Raw genomic sequence first — 23,060 nt, 5'->3', positions numbered from 1 at the left:
CGCTTTCCGCGTGTGCAGCGTGACGGGTTAGGCTATAATCCCCCCTTTTACAACAGACTAAAAAACCTCAACTTTGACCATTACGAAACTTGCATGGCGTGATCTGGTTCCGGATAGCGAAAGCTATCAGGAGATATTTGCACAGCCACACGCGACTGACGAAAACGACACCTTACTCAGTGATACTCAGCCACGACTGCAATTTGCGCTTGAGCAACTTATACAGCCGTGGGCATCATCCTCTTTTATGCTGACTAAAGCGCCTGAAGAGCAAGAGTATCTCACTTTACTTTCAGATGCCGTCCGCGCTCTGCAAACCGATGCCGGACAATTAACCGGCGGACATTATGACGTTTCCGGGCATACTGTTCATTACCGCGCCGCGCAGAATGCGCAAGACAACTTTGCCACCGTCACACAAGTCGTCAGCGCGGACTGGGTCGAAGCCGAACAGCTCTTTGGTTGCCTGCGGCAGTATAACGGCGACATTATCCTGCAGCCGGGACTGGTTCATCAGGCGAACGGCGGCGTGCTGATTATTTCCTTACGAACCCTTCTGGCGCAGCCGTTACTGTGGATGCGTCTGAAAGCCATCGTTAGCCGCGAGCGTTTTGACTGGGTGGCCTTTGACGAGTCGCGTCCATTACCGGTCTCCGTGCCATCCATGCCGCTCAAACTGAAGGTGATTCTGGTTGGCGAACGTGAATCACTGGCTGATTTTCAGGAGATGGAACCGGAGCTCGCGGAACAGGCTATCTATAGTGAATTTGAAGACAATTTACAGATAGCGGACGCAGAAGCTATGACCCTGTGGTGTCAATGGGTGACGCGTATCGCTTTACGCGATAATTTGCCCCCTCCGGCACCGGACGCCTGGCCCGTCCTGATACGCGAGGCTGTGCGCTATACCGGCGAACAGGATACGCTGCCTCTTTGCCCACTGTGGATAGCCCGCCAGTTTAAGGAGGCTTCGCCTTTATGCGAAGGCGATACCTGCGGCGCAGAAGCGCTCAGCCTGATGCTTGCCCGACGCGAATGGCGAGAAGGCTTTCTGGCGGAGCGGATGCAGGATGAGATTCTGCAAGAGCAGATCCTGATTGAAACCGAAGGCGAACGCGTTGGACAAATCAATGCGCTTTCCGTCATTGAGTTTCCCGGGCATCCGCGCGCCTTTGGCGAACCGTCGCGAATTAGCTGTGTTGTGCATATCGGCGATGGCGAATTTAACGATATTGAGCGCAAGGCCGAACTTGGCGGGAATATCCACGCCAAGGGAATGATGATTATGCAGGCCTTCCTGATGTCGGAGTTGCAGCTGGAGCAACAAATTCCCTTCTCTGCCTCGTTAACCTTTGAGCAGTCCTACAGCGAAGTGGATGGCGATAGCGCCTCAATGGCGGAATTATGTGCGCTCATCAGCGCGCTGGCCAATGTGCCAGTGAATCAAAACATTGCGATTACCGGCTCGGTCGATCAGTTTGGTCGCGCGCAACCGGTGGGCGGGCTAAACGAAAAAATTGAAGGTTTCTTCGCCATCTGCGAGCAGCGGGAATTAAACGGTAAACAGGGCGTGATTATCCCTGCCGCCAATGTCCGCCATCTCAGTCTTAAATCTGAACTGCTGCAAGCGGTTAAAGAAGAGAAGTTCACTATCTGGGCGGTAGACGACGTGACCGACGCCTTACCGCTACTGTTAAATCTGGTGTGGGATGGCGAAGGTCAAACGACGTTGATGCAGACTATCCAGGAGCGTATCGCGCAGGCGACGCAACAGGAAGGCCGTCATCGTTTCCCGTGGCCATTACGTTGGCTGAACGCTTTTATTCCGAACTGATCGGACTTGTTCAGCGTACACGTGTTAGCTATCCTGCGTGCTTCAATAAAATAAGGTTTACATAAAACATGGTAGATAAACGCGAATCCTATACAAAAGAAGACCTTCTTGCCTCTGGTCGTGGTGAACTGTTTGGCGCTAAAGGGCCGCAACTCCCTGCGCCGAACATGCTGATGATGGACCGCGTCGTTAAGATGACCGAAACGGGCGGCAATTTCGACAAAGGCTATGTCGAAGCCGAGCTGGATATCAATCCGGATCTATGGTTCTTCGGATGCCACTTTATCGGCGATCCGGTGATGCCCGGTTGTCTGGGTCTGGATGCTATGTGGCAATTGGTGGGATTCTACCTGGGCTGGTTGGGCGGCGAAGGCAAAGGCCGCGCTCTGGGCGTGGGCGAAGTGAAATTTACCGGCCAGGTTCTGCCGACAGCCAGGAAAGTCACCTATCGTATTCATTTCAAACGTATCGTAAACCGTCGCCTGATCATGGGCCTGGCGGACGGTGAGGTTCTGGTGGATGGTCGTCTGATCTATACCGCACACGATTTGAAAGTCGGTTTGTTCCAGGATACTTCCGCGTTCTAAGTGTTGAATTGATATTCCGCGCTATCGGTATCATGCTTGCAAAGCCCATAAAGGCGAAACCTCCGCACTGCGGAGGTTTCTTTTTCTAAAGAGACAGAATCAGGCCATTACCGCCCTGTCCTCCATGGCTTGTCGCCAACCTCCCAACCAGTATGACCGTTGATTCAGCGTCTGATAGGGACACATTTCTTTTGATCGTCCGGCGATGCCGGCCTGATATCCACGTTGATGTGCCCGTTCCAGGCGATCTCGTTTTTGTCTCTTCATGCCTCGTTTCCCTCATATTTGTATCTGGTGGAAAAGAAAACAATGATTACAAAATGTGCAATCACACTACACGAATACCTCTAAATGGATCGCCCGTCAATGCGCAAAATTCACACCAATGTCATATTTGTGAGCTATACGGTAAATCATTTGTACAAAAAATGTGAGCCATAACAACTATTTTTCCGGCGTCAAAAATAAAAAAACCGCCTCAGGCGCACGACCTGAAGCGGTTAAATTTACATTACTTTTATCTCAGGGAAGGCGCTTTATCTCATCTGCGATAGCGGCTGCTTCCTGACTCCATGCGCTTGCCAGTACTTTGACCATCTCATCATAGCCATCTTTCTGCTGACTGGCTTCGATATGGAAAGGCCGCTTAATCAGCTGTCCATTGTGGTTTAATAACCACTCCCCGCTGACGATAACCTTACCATCGTAGCGTCCATGGAATCCGGTTACGGTAACGTTTAACGTATCCTGGGTGGTTCCCAACGGCTGGGAAGCGACGACCCAGCCAGGAAGCCGGGCGCTAAGATTCGCCACCAGCGTGTTACGTAATTGCTGGTCCAGCGGGCTGGCCCACAGATTGTTATTGGCAATCACATACTGAACATCACTGGTTTGATACACCACGCCGTTACCTGCCAGATAGTCAGGTACGGAAACCTGCTCTACCCATAAGAGACGGTTGCCCTGGCTTGCGGTGCTTTGCACACCGCTTTGCGCTATCGGGAGCTGATAATAGCTTTTATTCTCTCCGCCGGAGCTACATGACGCTAGCCAGAACGCCATTATCACGACTAGCCATTTTTTCATTGTTTCGCCCTCTTAGGCTCAGGATCTTTTTTATCCTTCGCTTCAAATACCAGCGCGTTGCTCTTCTCGTTCAGAGTTTTCAACACCGGTTGTAACTCACGAAGCACCTGATCGAGACGCTGCATATCCGCCACCATTTTGTTATACGCCGCCGATCCAGGCTGGAAGCCCTGCATACTGCGGTTAAGTTCGCGTAACGTCGTTTGCATATCCGCCGGAAGCTGCTGCATCGACTGACTGGAGGTAATCTTGTTCATATTATCCAGCGTGGTTTGCAGCCGACGCATAGTACGCTGGCTTTCAGACAGCGTATTGGTCGCTTGTTCAATCATCGGATTCAGCGGCAGGTTGTTGATCTTATCCAACGTTTCCACCAGTCGCTGTTGAATTTGCGCCAGGCCGCTGCTGACGGTGGGAATAATTTCATAACCATCAAATTCGCGTAGCCCGGTAATCGGCGGCTCCTTAGGATAAAAGTCCAGATCGACATACAGCGCCCCGGTCACCAGGTTACCGGTTTTAAGCGAAGCGCGTAAACCGCGCTTAAGCAGTTCCGTCAAATGCGCGCCAACATCCGCATTTTCTCCCAATTGCGCTTTCAGACGCTCCGGTTCAATGCGCACCAGCACAGGAATACGGTAATCGTCGTTAAATACCTGGCGCATTTTAGACGCAAAGAAAGGCACTTTGCTTACCGTCCCCAGACGAATACCGCGGAACTCCAGCGGCGCGCCGGGTTGTAATCCGCGCACCGAATCTTTAAAGAACATCAGGTAATCGATATGATCGGTATACAGCGAATCCTGAATACTTTTTTGATCGTCGTAGAGATTAAACGCCGTTTTTTCGGCGACGGGTTGCCCCTGCTCAAGTCCTTCCGGCACATCAAAACTCACGCCGCCGCCAAACAACGTCGTCAACGATCCCATTTCCACGCGCATTCCCGCCGATGTCAGATCCACAGCGATACCGCTATCTTTCCAGAATCGGACATTACTGGTGACCAATCGATCGTTTGGCGCCTTAATGAACAACTGATAACTCATTGTCCGTTTTTGCGGATCGAAAGAGCTGGTTTCAACGGATCCTACCCGATAGCCCCGGAACAGAACGGGATCGCCAGGACTGAGCTGACCGGCCTTTTTGCTGTCCAGAATCACACGAATACCTTTGGCATCGGGCGGCGCCAACGGCGGTGAGTCAAGAAGCTGATAGCTTTCCGGCTGGCTGCCCTTACTTCCTGGTTGTAGTTCAATATACGCGCCTGATAGCAGCGTCCCAAGCCCGCTGATGCCTTCACGCCCCACCTGCGGTTTTACGACCCAAAATACCGAGTCTTTATGCAGCAACTTTTCCATACCGGAATGAAGCCGCGCTTTGATTTGTACATGGGTCAGATCGTCAGTCAGCGTCGCGCTTTCAACCACGCCGACATCCACGCTGCGACTTTTGATCGTCGTTTTTCCGCCTTCAATGCCTTCCGCATTGGTGGTAATTAAGGTAACTTCCGGTCCCTGGTGGCTGTAGTGATAAAACAGAATCCAGGCTCCGATAAGCGCAGTAACAATCGGGAATATCCAGACAGGCGACCAATTTTTCACCTTTTGTACTTTGGCTTCCCCTTTTTTAGGTTCCATGCTATCAGGACTCCTCATGGCCTGGTTCGTATTCACGATCCCACGACAGACGCGGATCAAAGGTCATCGCAGAAAACATTGTCATTATGACGACTAAAGCAAACATCAACGCACCCATCGCAGGATAAATATTCATTAACCCTCCCATACGCACCAGCGCAGAGAGTACGGCAATGACAAAGACATCAATCATTGACCAGCGCCCCACAAACTCCACTACTTCATAAATAAAATGCATCCGTTCACTGTCGCGCTTACCGTGGCCTTTCGCATCCCAACAAAGCCAGGCAATGGCGATCATTTTTAGAGTCGGCACCATAATACTGGCGAGAAAGATAACCGCCGCCACCGGATAAGACCCCTCGCTCCACAGCAAAATCACGCCAGCCAGAATGGTCGACGGCATTTTCGAGCCCAGTAAGTCGGTAATCATAATCGGCAAAATATTGGCGGGCAGATAAAGCATGATCGAGGTAAATAATAACGCCAGCGTCCACTGCAAACTGTTTTTACGCCGGACATAGCCTTTCGTATGGCAACGCGGACAGACGAGACTCTCCGCAGGCAGGATCGCCGTGCAGCAGGCGCAAGAACGCAAAGACTGCCGGATACCGGTAATCCCCGGCGTTAACGGCTGCGCCAGTGCAGGCTGCGGGGCGATATCATCCCACAACCAGTGGCGATCGACACACTGGAACGCCCGCAGTTGAACGAGACAAAATAAGCACCAGGGAATAAAACTGCTGCCGATGCCGATATCGCCGTAGGCCATCAGCTTAACAAAACTGACCAACACCCCGGCGAGAAATATTTCCGCCATTCCCCACGATTTGAGGAGGAAAAAGATCCTTGCCAGCGTTTTTTTTACCGACAACGGCAGACTGGCGCGGTTGACAAGTAATAGAATGGTCACCAGGCAAAATGCCGGCACCAGTTGGACAAATAACAAAAAGAACGTGCCGAGGCTGGCGTAATCTTCAGAAAACATGACGCCGGGGATTTCCAGAAGCGTGACTTCGCTGGTGACGCCCGCGACATTCATATTCACGAAGGGAAAAAGGTTAGAAAGCAGCAACATAAATAGTGCCGCTAACGCATAGGCGGTAGGACGCTGCCGGGGCGCGTCCCACTCGGTCGTTAACGTTGCGCCGCATCGTGGACATGCTGCTTTTTGCCCATGCGAGAGGCGGGGTAAAGCCACCAGCATGTCGCATTGCGGGCACAATATGTGCTTCGCAGCATGGTGATGTTCACACATAGGCGCTCCTTTCGTTATGCCCCGTTTTTCAGGCCTTCAAGATACTCCCAACGTTCGAAGGCTTGCTCAAGTTCTTGCTCCGCCTGACTTAAATCGGCCAGAACTTTTTGCGTTTGCTCATGGGGTTGGCTAAAAAAGGCCGCATCCGCAACCTGCGCCTGTAGCGCTTCCAGCTTCGCTTCCAGGTCTTCAAGCTGACCGGGTAACTGCTCCAGCTCGCGCTGCAGTTTATAGCTTAGTTTGCTACTGCCACGTTTTACAATTTCTGCTTTAGGGGCAATAACTTCCTCATTTTTTTTCGCCATCGGCTGTTTCGTCGCCAGATGCTGCTCTTGCTGCGCACGCGCATCATGGTAGCCGCCGATATAACGTCCGATTTTGCCGCCGCCCTCGAAAATCCAGCATTCCGTCACGGTATTATCGACAAATTGCCGATCGTGGCTGACCAGTAGTACCGTGCCCTGATAGCCATCAATTAATTCTTCTAATAGTTCCAGCGTTTCGACGTCAAGATCGTTCGTTGGTTCATCGAGAATTAAAAGATTGCTCGGCTTGAGGAACAGTCGTGCCAGCAGCAGACGGTTACGTTCGCCGCCGGAAAGCGCGCGGACGGGCGTCATCGCCCGTTTGGGGTGAAACAGGAAGTCCTGCAAATAACCCAGTACATGGCGCGGCTTACCGTTTACCATCACCTCTTGCTTGCCTTCCGCAAGGTTATCCATCACGGTTTTTTCCGGATCCAGTTCGGCGCGATGCTGATCGAAGTAGGCGACTTCCAGCTTCGTTCCTACGTGGATGCGCCCGCTGTCAGCCTGAAGCTGTCCCAGCATCAGTTTCAGTAGCGTGGTTTTACCGCAGCCGTTCGGGCCAATTAACGCAATCTTGTCGCCGCGCTGTACCTGAGCGGAGAAATCTTTTACCAGTTGTTTTCCTTCTACCTGGTAATCGACGTTTTCCATCTCAAAAACGATTTTACCGGAGCGCGTCGCCTCCTCGACCTGCATCTTCGCCGTGCCCATCACTTCCCGACGCTCGCTGCGTTCACGACGCATCGCTTTTAACGCCCGCACGCGCCCTTCATTACGGGTGCGGCGCGCCTTGATACCCTGGCGAATCCAGACTTCTTCCTGCGCCAGTTTGCGATCAAATTCCGCGTTTTGTAATTCTTCTACGCGCAGCGCTTCTTCTTTCTCCAGCAGGTATTGATCGTAATTTCCCGGATAGGTGACCAGTTTGCCACGATCGAGATCGACAATGCGGGTTGCCATATTGCGAATAAACGAACGATCGTGAGAGATAAAAATAATCGTTCCGTTAAAGGTTTTCAGAAACCCTTCCAGCCAGTCGATAGTTTCGATATCCAGATGGTTAGTCGGTTCATCCAGTAACAATACGCGCGGATTGCTGACCAGCGCCCGACCCAGCGCGGCTTTACGCAGCCAGCCGCCGGAGAGCGACGACAGCGCGGCGTTAGGATCGAGTCCAAGCTGCTCCAGCACTTCATTAATACGGTTTTCCAGCTGCCACAGATTATGATGATCGAGCTGTTCCTGTACGCGCGCCATTTCATTGAGGTTTTTCTCGCTGGGATCGGTCATCACCAGACGGGAAATCTCATGATAGCGCTTGAGGTATTCCGCTTGTTCTTCGATACCTTCGGCGACAAAGTCATAGACGCTGCCCGCAATATTACGGGGCGGATCCTGTTGCAGACGCGCGACGATCAGATCCTGCTCATAAATAATACGCCCATCGTCCAGACCCTGTTCGCGGTTGAGGATCTTCATCAAGGTGGATTTCCCGGCGCCGTTACGCCCCACCAGACAGACGCGTTCGTTATCTTCGATATGCAACTCTGCGTTATCGAGAAGCGGCGCGTCGCTGAACGACAGCCATGCGCCATGCATACTGATTAATGACATTTACTTTTCCTTTCAGGCGGCGCGGATCAGCCAGCAGTTATGAATCTGACGGTTACGGGCAAAATCCGGGGAGAGCGTTTTTTGCGTAATTTCTTGTGCGGTAAGCCCCAGTTCCGCCAGCCCTTCCAGATCCATACGGAATCCGCGCTTATTATTTGAGAACATGATGGTGCCGCCTTTACGCAGCAGGCGTTTTAAATCTTTCATTAACGCGACATGATCGCGCTGAACATCAAACGACTCTTCCATACGTTTTGAGTTAGAGAACGTCGGCGGATCGATAAAGATCAAATCGAACTGTTCATTCGCCTCGCGCAGCCAGCCCAGGCAGTCGGCCTGAATCAGGCGATGCGCGCGGCCGCTCAGTCCGTTCAGACGCAAATTACGTTCGGCCCACTCCAGATAGGTGCGGGACATATCCACCGTTGTGGTGCTGCGCGCGCCGCCCAGACCCGCATGTACGCTGGCGCTGCCGGTATAAGAAAAGAGATTCAGGAAATCTTTGCCTTTGCTCATTTCTCCCAGCATTCTGCGGGCAATACGGTGATCGAGGAACAGACCGGTGTCGAGATAATCCGTCAGATTTACCCATAAGCGCGCATTATATTCGCTGACCTCAAGGAACTCGCCCTTCTCGCTCATTTTCTGATACTGGTTTTTTCCTTTTTGCCGTTCACGGGTTTTTAACACCAGTTTATTCGGCGGAATACCGAGCACTGACAAGGTTGCCGCAATAATATCGAACAGACGTTGCCGCGCTTTTTGCGCATCCACCGTTTTCGGCGGCGCATATTCCTGAATCACCGCCCAGTCGCCGTAACGGTCTACCGCCACGTTATATTCCGGCAGGTCGGCATCATACAAGCGATAGCATTCAATCCCTTCCTGGCGCGCCCATTTCTCCAGCTTTTTAAGATTTTTACGCAGGCGATTAGCGTAATCTTCCGCCACCGTCGCCGGTTTACTGTCCGCCGTGGTTTCCGCAATATGATAGTTTTTCTGCACACAGTCCAGCGGGCCATTCTTGGCTTTAAACTGTTTGTCGGCACGTAATTGCAGGCTGCCCAGCAGATCGGGCGAAGCGCTGAACAGCGACAGGTTCCAGCCGCCAAACTGATTTTTCATGGTACGACCTAGCAGGCTGTGCAACGCAATCAGCGCCGGTTCGCTGTCCAGACGTTCGCCGTAAGGCGGGTTACTGATCACCGTACCATACGGGCCTTTCGGCAATGGATTACTCAGTTGCGCCACATCTTTCACTTCAAAGGTGATAAGCTCGCCGATACCGGCGCGACGGGCGTTGCTGCGCGCCCGCTCAATGACGCGCGCATCGCTGTCGGAACCGTAGAAATGAGAGGAATACTCCGCCAGTCCCTTACGCGCCCGGGTCTGCGCTTCGGCTTTCACTTCCTGCCAGATAGTTTCGTCATGCTGCGCCCAGCCGCTAAATCCCCAGTGACCACGGTGCAGTCCCGGCGCGCGATCGGTCGCCCACATCGCGGCCTCAATCAACAGTGTCCCCGAACCACACATAGGGTCGAGCAGCGGCGTACCTGGTTGCCAGCCGGAACGCATAACAATCGCTGCCGCCAGCGTCTCTTTAATTGGCGCCAGCCCGGTGCGATCGCGATAACCGCGCAGGTGCAGGCCATCACCACTGAGATCCAGCGCAATGCTGGCAGTTTCTTTATTCAGCCAGACATTAATACGGAGGTCCGGCGATTCGCGGTCCACATTTGGACGCGGAAGATTTTTCCGCGTAAACGCATCGACAATCGCGTCTTTAACTTTCATCGCGCCATACTGACTATTACGGATGGTGTCGTTCAGGCCGCTGAAATGCACCGCAAACGTCGCGCTAGGATTAAAAATCTCTGTCCAGTTTATCGCCTGAACGCCGAGGTAAAGATCGAGATCGCTGTAGACCTTGCACTCACCCATCGGCAGGATAATACGCGAGGCCAGGCGGCTCCACATCAGGCTCTGGTAAATAAGCCGCGTGTCGCCCTGAAAATGGACCCCACCCTGAACAACCTGACACCCTACGGCGCCCAGTTTTTCCAGTTCAGTTTTTAACAGCTCTTCCAGCCCGCGGGCCGTACTGGCAAACAGAGAATTCATATTGTCACTTTTACGCTAAGAAAATTGTTGCGCATTATAGCTAATCTCACGCCCATGTCATAAAGTTGAAGGCTTATTTTCATTTGAGGGACTGTACGGTGGCGACGTTATCACGGCTCTTTATTCATCCGGTCAAATCCATGCGCGGCATTGGCCTGACTCATGCGCTGGCAGATATCAGCGGTCTGGCTTTTGATCGCATCTTCATGATAACCGAGCCTGACGGCACATTTATTACCGCCCGCCAGTTTCCACAAATGGTACGTTTTACCCCTTCTCCCTTACACGACGGCCTCCATTTGACCGCGCCAGACGGCAGTAGCGCGCTGGTTCGCTTTACGGATTTCACCCCGCAGGATGCGCCGACCGAGGTCTGGGGAAACCATTTTACCGCTCGCGTCGCCCCGACGGCGATTAATCAATGGTTGAGCGGCTTTTTCTCCCGCGATGTCCAGTTGCGCTGGGTTGGGCCGCAGTTGACGCGCCGGGTTAAACGGCATAACGCGGTGCCGCTGGGATTTGCCGATGGCTACCCGTATTTATTGACCAACGAAGCCTCGCTGCGCGATCTGCAACAGCGTTGTCCGGCAGGCGTACAAATGGAACAATTTCGCCCAAACTTAGTGGTTTCCGGCGTAGCGGCCTGGGAGGAAGATAGCTGGAAAGTGCTTCGCATTGGCGATGTGATTTTTGACGTCGTGAAGCCCTGTAGCCGCTGTATTTTTACGACCGTCAGCCCTGAAAAGGGGCAAAAACATCCTTCCGGAGAACCGCTGGCGACACTGCAAGCTTTTCGTACCGCTCAGGACAATGGCGATGTGGATTTCGGTCAGAATCTGATTGCCCGCAATAGCGGCGTTATTCGCGTCGGCGATGAAGTGGAGATTCTGGCGACAGCCCCGGCAAAAGCTTATGGCGCCACAACGGTCGACGACAGCGTTACGCCAGAGAAACACCCGGACGCGAGTGTAACCATCGACTGGCAGGGGCAAACCTTCTGCGGGAATAATCAACAGGTACTACTGGAACAGTTGGAGAATCAGGGAATTCGTATTCCGTATTCTTGCCGGGCTGGTATCTGTGGTTGCTGCCGGATACGTTTGCTGGAAGGCGAAGTAAGTCCGCTGAAAAAATCGGCTATGGGTGACGATGGTACGATTCTGAGCTGTAGCTGCGTGCCTAAGACCGCGTTACGACTGGAAAATTAAACCGCTTGTTCAAGGCTGAAACTGTGACAGTGAACCTGCGGTTTCAGCCTGTCGTTCATAATTTTAATCGCATCGCCAAGCTGCATGGTTCGGCCTGCTATCACCACGCCCGGCTGTGCCAGCAGACACAACGCGGCATTTTCTCCCGGCTCAACGACCAGCAAATTAACCTGTTCCGCCGTATCGCTTAACCAGACGCTTGCGGCATCGCCCGTTCCCGGGGTCCACATTTCGCCATGCGCTACAAAATGCCAGCTTTTTGGCATCTGCGGTTTGAGATAGCGAATCGCCACCAGCGCATTCAACACCAGCTCCGCGCGTTGCTCTTTGGTTAATTCGAAATCCCGGCATTTTTCTTCAAAGGAAAAATAGAGCGCGGCATCATCCACACAAAAACCGGTCGGGCAAAACGCGTCCGGCGTAAGCATTTTACGAGAGAAGCGCGAGCGAAAAAGCATACCATTGGCGAGATCGAGCATCATACGATCGTGCTCTTCATCATAATACCAGCGCCAGTTATCGTCAGGTTTAATTCGCATTACCTCTCTCCCGCTTTTAAGCAACTCGTAACAGCATTGTCCTTTTGCCGCTTCGTTTATTACCCCAATAATAAAAGCCTAAAATGTCTAAATAAGCAACAGTGGAGAAATATAAAACAACCAGCGCCGGAAATAAAGCCCTGGTTGTCTGATAAAGGCTAAAGTTTAGATGTGCGTTACGATTTCTTTAATCAATGGCGGGCCTTTAAAAATAAAGCCGGAATAAATTTGTACCAGCGTAGCTCCTGCCGCTATCTTCTCGCGCGCGGCGATAACTGAGTCAATGCCGCCGACGCCGATAATAGGCAATTGTCCCTTTAACTCCTGGGATAAACGGCGAATAATTTCTGTGCTTTTTAATTGTAATGGCCGGCCACTTAATCCCCCCGTTTGCTGGCAATTTTTCATTCCTTGTACCAGAGAACGATCGAGGGTGGTATTTGTCGCAATCACCCCATCAATATTATGACGAAGCAGGCTATCGGCAACCTGGATCAATTCCTCTTCACAAAGATCCGGCGCGATCTTTACTGCTACCGGCACATATTTATGATGGATCGCCTGAAGATCGTTTTGCTTATTTTTAATGGCAGTTAACAGATCGTCCAGCGCATCGCCATACTGGAGCGTACGTAGCCCTGGCGTATTCGGCGAAGAAATATTAATGGCGATATAACCCGCATAAGCATAGACTTTTTCCATACAAATCAGGTAGTCATCTTTGCCATTTTCGACAGGTGTATCTTTATTTTTACCGATGTTAATTCCCAGAATACCATCAAAATGGGCTTTTTTAACATTCTCGACCAGGTTATCGACGCCCAGATTATTAAAGCCCATCCGATTGATCAGACCTTCAGCATCCACCAGACGAAAAAGACGCGGCTTATCGTTACCCGGCTGTGGGCGCGGCGTCACGGTGCCGATTTCCAGGGAGCCAAACCCCATCGCGCCTAACGCGTCGATGCACTCCCCGTCTTTATCCAGACCGGCAGCCAACCCCAGTGGATTTTTAAAGGTAAGTCCCATGCAGGTAACCGGCTTTGTCGGTACTTTCTGGCGCACCAGCGCTTCCAGCGGCGTACCTGTAATGCGGCGTAATTGTTGAAATGTAAATTCATGAGCGCGCTCTGGATCGAGCTGGAAAAGGGCTTTACGAACGAAGGGATAGTACATGAACTCTCCTGGATTCCCGGTGTGCAAACCGGGGGCGTATTATGGGCGATAACAAAGCAAAAGGGAATTGACCTACGGCAATAAATAGCAATCGTTTTCCTTCATTCTCACTTCACGTTTCGCCAGCGAGCGTCATCGTCCGGCAAAAAAATGCCCGGCAGCGCTAACGCTTACCGGGCATGTCTTACCTCTTTATAACGGATACTGTCAGGCTAACGCTTTAGTTATCTTCTCGTACAGATCGCCGGAAAGATTCTCTAGTCCTTTTAACTGCTCCAGCGCCGAGCGCATTTTCTCCTGACGCTTATCATCATAACGTTTCAGACGAATCAGCGGTTCAATGAGGCGAGATGCTACCTGCGGGTTACGGCTATTCAGATCGGTCAGCATCTCGACCAGGAACTGGTATCCGCTACCGTCTTGCGCATGGAACGCCGCCGGGTTGCTGCCAGCAAACGCGCCAATTAATGAACGGATGCGGTTCGGGTTGCTCATACTGAAAGAACGGTGTTTGAGCAGGCCGCGTACGGTTTCCAGTACATTTTCCGCCGGACTTGTGGATTGCAGGATAAACCATTTATCCATCACCAGGCCGTCCTGATGCCACTTATCGTCATACTCCTGCATCAGCGTATCGCGGCACGGCAACTGCGCCGCCACCGCAGCAGACAGGGCCGCCAGCGCATCGGTCATATTATTGGCGTCGCGATACTGTTTGCTGACCAGCGTATTAGCCAGCTCCGTCTCGCCAAACGCCAGGAAGCGCAGGCAAGCATTGCGCAGCGTGCGCTTACCGATATCGCCGTGATCAACACGATACTCATCCAGATGATTGGCGTTATAGATAGCCAGGAACTCATCCGCCAGTTCTGCCGCCAGCGTACGCGTTAGCGCTTCACGAACTTGCGCAATGGCGATCGGGTCAATGACCTCAAACAGCTCCGCAATTTCATTGGCCGAAGGCAGCGTTAAAATTTCTGCGGCCAACGCCGGATCGATTTTCTCATCCAACAGTACTGCGCGGAACGCATCAGCGACATGCACCGGAAGCGATAGCGGTTGCCCCTGCTGATGACGCGCCACATTCAGTTTAATGTATGTGGCCAGCAGGCTTTGTGCCGCATCCCAACGGGAGAAATCATTGCGCGCATGGCGCATCAGGAACGTCAACTGCTGATCGCTCCATTTATATTCCAGCTTCACCGGCGCTGAAAACTCGCACAGCAAGGCCGGAACAGGCTGGAAGTAGACATTATCGAAGGTAAATGTCTGCTCCGCCTGCGTGACGTTCAGCACGGCATTGACCGGATGACCACCTTTTTGCAACGGAATGACGTTGCCTTCGTTATCGTACAGTTCGATGGCGAATGGAATATGCAGCGGCTGCTTCTCCGCCTGATCCGCCGTCGCCGGAGTGCGCTGGCTGATGGTCAACGTGTACTGCTCGGTTTCCGGATTATAATCATCTTTTACCGTTACAATCGGCGTGCCGGACTGACTGTACCAGCGGCGGAAATGGGACAAATCGACATTAGAAGCATCTTCCATCGCCTGTACGAAGTCATCACACGTCGCGGCGCTGCCGTCATGGCGCTCAAAATAAAGCTGCATCCCCTTCTGGAAATTTTCCTCACCCAGCAACGTGTGGATCATGCGAATGACTTCCGCACCCTTTTCATAAACGGTGAGGGTGTAGAAGTTATTCATTTCGATTACTTTATCCGGGCGGATAGGATGCGCCATCGGGCTGGCGTCTTCCGCGAATTGTAAACCGCGCATGGTACGCACGTTACTGATGCGGTTCACCGCGCGTGACCCCAAATCAGAGCTAAACTCCTGATCGCGGAACACGGTTAGCCCCTCTTTCAGGCTCAACTGGAACCAGTCGCGGCAGGTGACGCGGTTGCCGGTCCAGTTGTGGAAATACTCATGGCCTATCACGCGCTCAATATCGAGATAATCTTTATCCGTCGCGGTATCGGTTCGCGCCAGCACGTATTTGGAGTTAAAGATATTGAGACCTTTATTCTCCATCGCGCCCATATTAAAGAAATCCACCGCGACAATCATATAGATGTCGAGGTCATATTCGAGCCCAAAACGCGTTTCATCCCATTTCATGGAATTTTTCAGCGAGGTCATTGCCCACGGCGCGCGATCCAGATTGCCGCGGTCAACGTACAGTTCTAATGCGACTTCACGCCCGGAGCGGGTGGTAAAGGTATCGCGCAGCACGTCAAAATCACCGGCCACCAGCGCAAACAGATAACACGGTTTCGGGAACGGATCTTGCCACTGAACCCAGTGACGGCCATTCTCCAGTTCACCCTGCGCAACACGGTTGCCATTGGAAAGCAGGAACGGATATTTGCTTTTATCGGCAATAATTTTGGTGGTAAATCGCGCCAGTACGTCCGGGCGGTCAAGATACCAGGTAATATGGCGGAAGCCCTCCGCTTCACACTGGGTACAGAGCGCATCGCCGGACTGGTACAATCCTTCCAGCGCCGTATTCGCCGCCGGACTTATCTCGTTGACAATGCGTAACGTAAAACGCTCTGGCAGGTCGCTGATGATAAGCGCGCCCTCTTCTTCCTTATATGCTGTCCACGGCGCATCGTTGACGTGGATAGATACCAGCGTTAAATCTTCCCCATCAAGGCGAAGAGGCGCATCAGGCGCGCCATGACGAACAGCCTGGCTTATTGCGGTGACCACGGTTTTTTCGGCATCGAGGTCAAAGGTCAAGTCAATATCAGTAATCTGGTAATCCGGCGCGCGATAGTCATGGCGGTATTTGGCTTGTGGCTGTTGTGTCATAAAAAACCTTTCGCATCTTTGTGTAGAGTGTCGACTCCAGTCTATTCCTGTTGCGCAAATCGCGCTACGCAGAATGTTCATCTTTTCAGGCACAAACGACCTATTTGCTACATTTTTATAACATGGGGCACGAAATGCGCTCGACCCTAAAGACAGCTTATGGTGTGATCGGGGTTCAATAAATCGCTAAACAAGGTATACTCCAGCGGTTTTCTTAGTTGTTTATTGTACTAAACGCTCCCGTGAGAGGACGCAACAGCGCACCTATGACACAATTCGCTTCTCCTGTTCTGCACTCGTTGCTGGATACAGATGCTTATAAGTTGCATATGCAGCAAGCCGTTTTTCACCACTACTATGATGTGCAGGTAGCGGCTGAGTTTCGTTGCCGTGGCGACGACCTGCTGGGTATTTATGCCGATGCTATTCGCGAGCAGGTGGACGCGATGCAGCACCTGCGCCTCCAGGAGGACGAGTTCCAGTGGCTCTCCGGCCTGCCCTTTTTTAAACCGGATTATCTGAACTGGTTACGCGAGTTTCGCTATAACCCGGCTCAAGTCTGTGTCACCAACGATAACGGCAAGCTGAATATTCGCTTAACCGGCCCGTGGCGTGAAGTCATTATGTGGGAAGTGCCGCTGCTGGCCGTGATCAGTGAGCTGGTTCATCACTACCGCTCGCCAAACGCAGGCGTTGATCAGGCGCTCGACGAGCTGGAAAGTAAGCTGGTTGATTTCACTGCGTTAACCGCCAATCTCGATATGTCCCGCTTCCACCTGATGGACTTCGGTACCCGCCGCCGTTTCTCTCGTGAAGTGCAGCAGGCGATAGTTAAACGTCTCCAGCAGGAGTCATGGTTCGTCGGCACCAGCAACTATGATCTCGCGCGTCGCCTGGCGCTGACGCCGATGGGCACTCAGGCGCACGAATGGTTCCAGGCGCATCAACAAATCAGTCCGGACCTGGCGACCAGTCAGCGTGCCGCGTTGGCCGCCTGGCTTAACGAATATCCGGACCAGCTTGGTATCGCATTGACAGATTGCATTACAATGGATGCGTTTTTACGCGATTTCGGCATTGAATTCGCCAGCCGTTATCAGGGGTTACGCCACGACTCAGGAGACCCTGTCGCATGGGGCGAAAAGGCGATTGCCCATTATGAAAAGCTGGGGATTGATCCGCTGACAAAAACGCTGGTCTTTTCAGATAACCTTGATCTGCCAAAGGCGGTCGAGCTCTATCGCCATTTCGCCTCTCGCGTGCAGTTAAGCTTCGGCATCGGTACCCGCCTGACCTGCGATATCCCTCAGGTAAAACCGCTCAATATCGTGATTAAGCTCGTGGAATGTAACGGAAAGCCGGTGGCTAAACTTTCCGACAGCCCCGGTAAAACGATCTGTCATGATAAAGCGTTTGTGCGCGCGCTGCGTAAAGCGTTCGATCTCCCGCAGGTGCGTAAAGCAAGTTAACCATGCCTGTGCGAAGCGCCCGGAAAGTGGGCGCTTTGTTACTCTCCTGACCATCTTACCTGTTCCGGCCGCGATGTTGACTATTCTTTCCCTTCACTCTTCGACATATTTACGTGCGTAATTTGCGTTGTTTTTTCAGAATTAGTGTCCCGCTGTGTACGCGTTCTGAATAAATTGAATTCGCTAATAAATTCTTTACGCAGCAAGAACAGAGCAATTACGTTGGGGATAACCAGAAAACCGACAGCAATATCAGCCATTAACCAGATTACCGGGATTTCCATATTAACGGCAATCAGTGGCGGTAAAAAATATAGCCATTTAATGATGCGTTCTAGCTTATCGCCAAAGATATAGTTTATCGAAGTGCGAAATTTAATATATGAACCAAGATAAGAAGTAAACAGAATCAACGCCACACCGAGACAGAGAACCTGAACAATAATCGGATGCCATGTTTCTTTTAAGGCGGCAAAGATAATCTGAATACCTTGATAACTGGCGTCTGTCCACATACCAGAAGCAAGTACAGCAAATGCGGTAAAGTTACAGGTAATCATTGAGACAAAAAATACTTCCACTGCCCCCCACATTCCCTGACGGAAAGCGTAATCCACATTGGCAGTAGCATGTACTGTGGCCGAGGTACCCATGCCGGCTTCGTTAGTGAATATTCCGCGACTGGCTCCTTTACTGATGGCCATCATGATGGTTGACCCGACAAAGCCACCGGCTGCTGGCGCAGGGGCAAAGGCATAATAGAAAATACTTTTTATAACCTGTGGGATAGCCTCGATATTCAATACCACTACACCAGCGGCACCAATGAAATAGGCAATGGTGATCGGTGGAAGTGCAATCGTACAGAATTTACCAAGACTGGCGAGTCCTTTTAAAATAACCAACGCGCCTACGATGACAATAAATCCCCCAATGACGCTTGTTGGGATGTCAAACGTATAGTGAATGACCGCCGCCATCGTATTAGTTTGCACAAAACAGGCATCCGTAATAACCAGAATCATTAATGCAAACGCATACAATCCTGCCAGGGGATGCCATTTTTTATTGAGCCCTTTCTTAATATAATGCATTGGGCCGCCATAATATTCGCCATTCTCACCTTTACTTCGGTATTTCACCGCCAGCGTCACTTCAACCATTTTGGTCATCATACCCACGACCGCAATGATCCACATCCAGAAAATTGCCCCAGGTCCGCCAACCGCAATAGCCGCAGCAACACCTGCGATCGTTCCCGCACCTAATGAGCCGGATAGCACAGTGGCAGCCACCTCTATTGATTTTAGGGATTTTTTAGACGCTGCCTCGCCAGTAGTGTTTTGTTTATTTTTTCCGGCAAGTGTACCAATTGTATTACGGTAAATTTCTTTTAAATTGATAATCTGGAAAAATTTGAGGCGTACTGTAAAATAAAAACCAATGCCGATGACACACAAAAATAATGGGCAACCCCATAGAAATTCAAAGAGTTGTGAAAGTTGCTCTAACATAATGACCTCGGATTTAAATTAATTCGTTCAGTCTCAGAAATAATCTTTCCAGTTCAGCGTAATCCTGAATTTTGCCAACAACACTAAACTGGAAAGTCAGCAGGTAGTAGCATCCCTTACTCACTAAATGCCGTTTTAATGGTATATTGTTATGAAGTTTTGCTTCCTGCATTAGGTTTATTATGCGTATAAAAAACGCGTTTTTTACATGCTGCCTTTGTTATCTAATTTTTTAGTCGTAATGTTTAAGCACTGCGTCCGTTCCAGACTATATCTTCATAAATATCTGGGGACGTATCGCCTTCGGTGCTAATAAGCAGAACATGAGCATTGGCATCAAGCTGTAAGCGATTAGCAAGATCCTGATAATGCATATTGTTCATCAACTCATAAAGTAACCCTACGCCAATAGCTCCGGACTCGCCGGAAATAAAAGGCGTATCCGTACCTGGACGTGGCGCGGCAGAAATGCGCATACCTTTAGCCGCCAGACAGTCATCAGCGGAAATAAAACAACTGGTGTTGTCCCGAATAATAGGCCAACTGATAATATTCGGCTCCCCACACGCAAGCCCGGCCATTATCGTCGCCATATCGCCAGTGACGCAGTGAGGTTGACCATCATCCATAACTGCGGATTGATAAAGACAGTTGGCCTGATGCGGCTCAACCACAATAATATTAGGGATATTTTCCTGCATTTTTTCAACAAAATAACCCATAACACTGCCAGCAAACGATCCCACCCCCGCTTGCAAAATAAGATGGGTTGGCAACGGACTGTTTGTTTCTGCGAGCTGCTCATAAGCTTCAACCGCTAGTGTCATATAGCCTTGCATAATCCACGTTGGGATCTCTTCATACCCTGTCCAGGCTGTATCCTGCAAAAGCACCCAGCCTTTTGTTTGCGCCATTCTATGGGCCAGTCGCACTGCATCATCGTAGTTCAGATCGGTGATGGTGCATTCAGCTCCATGATGGCGAATATTCTCTGCCCGGATTAACGATGATCCTTTAGGCATATAAACGACGGCTTTTAGACCTAATTGCTCCGCTGCCCACGCCACACCACGGCCATGATTGCCATCCGTCGCGGTAACAAAAACACAATCTTTAATTTTTTCTTTAATCTCAGGAGTGTTAAGGGCAGCAAAACTTAACGAGTTAATATCACATTGCAATTTATCAGCGAGATATTTTCCTACAGCATAAGAGCCGCCCAGACCTTTAAAAGCATTCAGGCCAAAACGCCAGGACTCATCTTTAATATGGATGGACCCTAGTCCAAGCCGCCGGCTTAGATGCGCCAGATTATGTAACGGCGTAACGGCATAATTGGGTAATTTTTTATGAAATGCTAACACCTCACGCCCAACATTTCCGTTAAGCAAACTTAAGGCCGCTCCTGTACCATATTTTTTCCGACGTGTATTAAACTGGTATTTAATAAGCTCATGCATAATGATACCTTTTGTTAAAGTTTATTTATTGAAATAATATGTTTTTGGCAATTATTGAGTAGAAACAAGTAAAGAACTCGCGTTTTGTGGCTGTAGTAGTGGTTATCCTCACTTTAATAAACCGTACTGATAAAAGAGTCGCACAATATCTATTACGTCCTTTTCTTTATTCCGCTGATTATGATAGTACTATGCTTATTGCTGTTAAATGGCGCGAAAATGCCCATCGTCGTGCAATTTTCACCTTTTTTTAACGGCCTTGACGCGGCAAAATTGCGCACAGTGATAGTCATCACATTAAAGAGGTTATTTGCGATATGAAGCTTGACGCCTGGGATAAAAACATTCTGACATTATTGCAGCGCGATAATCGTCTTTCTCAGCGGGAAATCGCCGAACAGGTCAATCTTTCCCCTTCGGCAGTGAATCGTCGTATCGCGGCACTGGAGGAGGCGGGCATAATTAAAGGCAATGTCAGCCTTATTGATGCTGGCAAAGTGGGACGCCCGGTCACGATTGTGGTGCAGGTGGTGATCGAAAACGAGCGATTCAATTTACTGGAAGAGGCTCGTCAACGGTTTGTCAGTTGCCCGCAGGTGCAGCAGGTCTACTACGTAACGGGCGATTTCGACTTTTTACTGGTGCTCAATGTTCGTGACATGGCGGAATATGAAGCGCTTACCCGTGAGCTTTTCTTTTCCTCAGGCAATATTAAGTCTTTTAAAACGATTGTCGTGATGCAAAACGCCAAGCAAGAGATGCGCGTCCTGATCGAGTAACGTGCGCAAAGCTTGCAAAACCAGCCTAAATTCTCAATGGTTCGCGAGCAGGTGCGAACTTTTTACAGGTTTCTTTCTGAAAACCTGCTTCCAGATGCGATTTCTGCTTGTCTGATTGCAGATGCCAGGTAACATAGGAATACCCCCATTTCGGGTGGACAAGTGTTTATTTTTTCCGACTATTAACTAGAGAGAATATTATGAGCGTTGTGCCTGTAGCCGACGTACTCCAGGGCCGCGTAGCCGTTGACCAAGAAGTCACCGTGCGCGGATGGGTGCGTACCCGCCGAGATTCAAAAGCTGGCATCTCCTTCCTCGCCGTTTATGACGGCTCCTGCTTTGATCCTGTACAGGCTGTCATTAATAATTCTCTGCCCAATTATAATGAAGAAGTATTACACCTGACGACAGGCTGCTCCGTAGTAGTAACAGGTAAGGTTGTCGCGTCGCCGGGACAGGGGCAAAGTTTCGAAATCCAGGCCACGAAAGTAGAAGTCGCAGGCTGGGTGGAAGATCCGGATACCTACCCGATGGCGGCAAAACGCCATAGCATTGAGTATCTGCGTGAGGTCGCGCATCTGCGCCCGCGCACCAACCTGATTGGCGCGGTAGCGCGCGTCCGCCATACTCTGGCGCAGGCGCTGCATCGCTTCTTCGATGAGCAGGGTTTCTTTTGGGTCTCTACCCCGCTGATTACCGCTTCCGATACCGAAGGCGCTGGCGAAATGTTCCGCGTCTCAACGTTGGATCTGGAAAACCTGCCGCGTAACGACCAGGGCAGAGTAGATTTTGACAAAGACTTTTTTGGCAAAGAATCATTCCTGACCGTCTCCGGCCAGCTCAACGGTGAAACGTATGCCTGCGCGCTGTCCAAAATCTATACTTTTGGGCCGACCTTCCGCGCGGAAAATTCCAACACCAGCCGCCACCTGGCGGAGTTCTGGATGCTGGAGCCGGAAGTGGCGTTCGCCGATCTGGAAGACAACGCCCGTCTGGCGGAAGCCATGCTGAAATATGTCTTCAAGGCGGTTCTGGAAGAGCGTGCGGATGATATGAAGTTCTTTGCCGAACGCGTAGATAAAGACGCTATCGCTCGTCTGGAGCGTTTTGTCTCTACCGACTTCGCTCAGGTGGATTACACCGATGCGGTCGCCATTCTGGAACGCTGTGGTAAGACATTTGAAAACCCGGTGTTCTGGGGCGTCGACCTCTCTTCCGAACACGAACGCTATCTGGCGGAAGAGCATTTCAAAGCGCCGGTAGTGGTGAAAAACTATCCGAAGGAAATTAAAGCGTTTTACATGCGCCTTAACGAAGATGGCAAAACCGTGGCGGCTATGGATGTGCTGGCACCGGGAATCGGCGAAATCATCGGTGGTTCCCAGCGTGAAGAGCGTCTGGATGTGCTGGATGCCCGTATGGCCGAAATGGGGCTGAATAAAGAGGATTACTGGTGGTATCGCGACTTGCGTCGCTACGGTACTGTACCGCATTCCGGCTTTGGCCTGGGCTTTGAACGCCTTATCGCTTACGTCACGGGTGTGCAAAACGTGCGCGACGTTATTCCGTTCCCACGGACCCCACGCAACGCCAGCTTCTGATTTTTACGTCACACTCAAGGCCAGCTATGCTGGCCTTTTTTTCGCCTGA

General features: G+C 51.0%; 17 protein-coding genes. 6 read left to right on the top strand and 11 right to left on the bottom strand.

The window, feature by feature from the left end:
- Positions 1-73: 73 nt before the first annotated feature.
- Positions 74-1,834, top strand: coding sequence for a Lon protease family protein (locus ACLJQD_RS09265; protein ID WP_000156448.1), 1,761 nt, complete (start codon positions 74-76; stop codon positions 1,832-1,834).
- Positions 1,835-1,902: 68 nt separating this feature from the next.
- The gene (gene fabA, locus ACLJQD_RS09260; protein ID WP_000227928.1) at positions 1,903-2,421 is read left to right on the top strand and encodes a bifunctional 3-hydroxydecanoyl-ACP dehydratase/trans-2-decenoyl-ACP isomerase; all 519 of its coding nucleotides are present in this window, start codon (positions 1,903-1,905) and stop codon (positions 2,419-2,421) included.
- A gap of 99 nt (positions 2,422-2,520) precedes the next feature.
- Here the strand turns inward: fabA and rmf are convergent, their stop codons facing one another.
- The 6 genes from rmf to rlmKL form a co-directional block, all read right to left on the bottom strand.
- Positions 2,521-2,688, bottom strand: a complete 168-nt coding sequence (rmf, locus tag ACLJQD_RS09255; RefSeq protein WP_001537784.1) for a ribosome modulation factor — start codon at positions 2,686-2,688, stop codon at positions 2,521-2,523.
- A gap of 255 nt (positions 2,689-2,943) precedes the next feature.
- The gene (gene pqiC / locus ACLJQD_RS09250; RefSeq protein WP_000759136.1) at positions 2,944-3,507 is read right to left on the bottom strand and encodes a membrane integrity-associated transporter subunit PqiC; all 564 of its coding nucleotides are present in this window, start codon (positions 3,505-3,507) and stop codon (positions 2,944-2,946) included.
- Positions 3,504-5,144: an intermembrane transport protein PqiB gene (gene pqiB / locus ACLJQD_RS09245; protein WP_000433414.1), complete on the bottom strand. Its 1,641-nt coding sequence runs from the start codon at positions 5,142-5,144 to the stop codon at positions 3,504-3,506. Before pqiB ends, pqiC begins: the two co-directional genes overlap by 4 nt.
- A 4-nt stretch (positions 5,145-5,148) precedes the next feature.
- Positions 5,149-6,402: a membrane integrity-associated transporter subunit PqiA gene (gene pqiA, locus ACLJQD_RS09240; protein WP_017440926.1), complete on the bottom strand. Its 1,254-nt coding sequence runs from the start codon at positions 6,400-6,402 to the stop codon at positions 5,149-5,151.
- Positions 6,403-6,416: 14 nt separating this feature from the next.
- Positions 6,417-8,324 (bottom strand): ABC transporter ATP-binding protein, encoded by a 1,908-nt coding sequence (locus tag ACLJQD_RS09235; protein WP_000053051.1) that lies wholly within the window; start codon positions 8,322-8,324, stop codon positions 6,417-6,419.
- A gap of 12 nt (positions 8,325-8,336) precedes the next feature.
- Positions 8,337-10,445, bottom strand: coding sequence for a bifunctional 23S rRNA (guanine(2069)-N(7))-methyltransferase RlmK/23S rRNA (guanine(2445)-N(2))-methyltransferase RlmL (gene rlmKL / locus ACLJQD_RS09230; RefSeq protein ID WP_017440925.1), 2,109 nt, complete (start codon positions 10,443-10,445; stop codon positions 8,337-8,339).
- 98 nt (positions 10,446-10,543) lie between these two features.
- Here rlmKL and ACLJQD_RS09225 point away from each other — a divergent pair, with 98 nt between their 5' ends.
- Positions 10,544-11,653 carry a YcbX family protein gene (locus ACLJQD_RS09225; protein ID WP_000224063.1) on the top strand — a complete coding sequence of 370 codons (1,110 nt, stop codon included), beginning with the start codon at positions 10,544-10,546 and terminating at the stop codon, positions 11,651-11,653.
- On the opposite strand, the gene zapC is transcribed toward ACLJQD_RS09225, so the two are convergent.
- From zapC to pepN, 3 genes are all read right to left on the bottom strand, one after another.
- The gene (gene zapC, locus ACLJQD_RS09220; RefSeq protein WP_001220671.1) at positions 11,650-12,192 is read right to left on the bottom strand and encodes a cell division protein ZapC; all 543 of its coding nucleotides are present in this window, start codon (positions 12,190-12,192) and stop codon (positions 11,650-11,652) included. The genes ACLJQD_RS09225 and zapC overlap by 4 nt on opposite strands.
- Positions 12,193-12,357: 165 nt before the next feature.
- The gene (gene pyrD, locus ACLJQD_RS09215) at positions 12,358-13,368 is read right to left on the bottom strand and encodes a quinone-dependent dihydroorotate dehydrogenase (protein WP_000291723.1); all 1,011 of its coding nucleotides are present in this window, start codon (positions 13,366-13,368) and stop codon (positions 12,358-12,360) included.
- 207 nt (positions 13,369-13,575) lie between these two features.
- Positions 13,576-16,188, bottom strand: a complete 2,613-nt coding sequence (gene pepN, locus ACLJQD_RS09210; protein WP_017440924.1) for an aminopeptidase N — start codon at positions 16,186-16,188, stop codon at positions 13,576-13,578.
- Between the two features lie 266 nt (positions 16,189-16,454).
- Here pepN and pncB point away from each other — a divergent pair, with 266 nt between their 5' ends.
- Entirely contained in the window at positions 16,455-17,657 is a 1,203-nt protein-coding gene (pncB, locus tag ACLJQD_RS09205; RefSeq protein ID WP_000191408.1) for a nicotinate phosphoribosyltransferase, read from the top strand.
- Between the two features lie 80 nt (positions 17,658-17,737).
- Here pncB and ACLJQD_RS09200 read toward each other — a convergent pair whose 3' ends face one another.
- Together ACLJQD_RS09200 and dpaL are read right to left on the bottom strand one after the other, a co-directional pair.
- Positions 17,738-19,171 (bottom strand): alanine/glycine:cation symporter family protein, encoded by a 1,434-nt coding sequence (locus ACLJQD_RS09200; protein WP_023242778.1) that lies wholly within the window; start codon positions 19,169-19,171, stop codon positions 17,738-17,740.
- Positions 19,172-19,416: 245 nt separating this feature from the next.
- Entirely contained in the window at positions 19,417-20,631 is a 1,215-nt protein-coding gene (dpaL, locus tag ACLJQD_RS09195; RefSeq protein WP_017440922.1) for a diaminopropionate ammonia-lyase, read from the bottom strand.
- Between the two features lie 317 nt (positions 20,632-20,948).
- On the opposite strand from dpaL, the gene ACLJQD_RS09190 reads away from it, so the two are divergent.
- The gene (locus ACLJQD_RS09190; RefSeq protein ID WP_000762342.1) at positions 20,949-21,410 is read left to right on the top strand and encodes an Lrp/AsnC family transcriptional regulator; all 462 of its coding nucleotides are present in this window, start codon (positions 20,949-20,951) and stop codon (positions 21,408-21,410) included.
- A 200-nt stretch (positions 21,411-21,610) separates the two neighbouring features.
- Positions 21,611-23,011 (top strand): asparagine--tRNA ligase, encoded by a 1,401-nt coding sequence (gene asnS, locus ACLJQD_RS09185; protein WP_000117867.1) that lies wholly within the window; start codon positions 21,611-21,613, stop codon positions 23,009-23,011.
- The last annotated feature ends 49 nt before the right edge of the window (positions 23,012-23,060 follow it).

Source organism: Salmonella sp. SAL04214 (assembly GCF_046550615.1).
GTDB classification, from domain to species: domain Bacteria; phylum Pseudomonadota; class Gammaproteobacteria; order Enterobacterales; family Enterobacteriaceae; genus Salmonella; species Salmonella enterica.
Note: the sequence above shows the minus strand (reverse complement) of the source record. Positions and strands in the feature narration are given on the sequence as shown.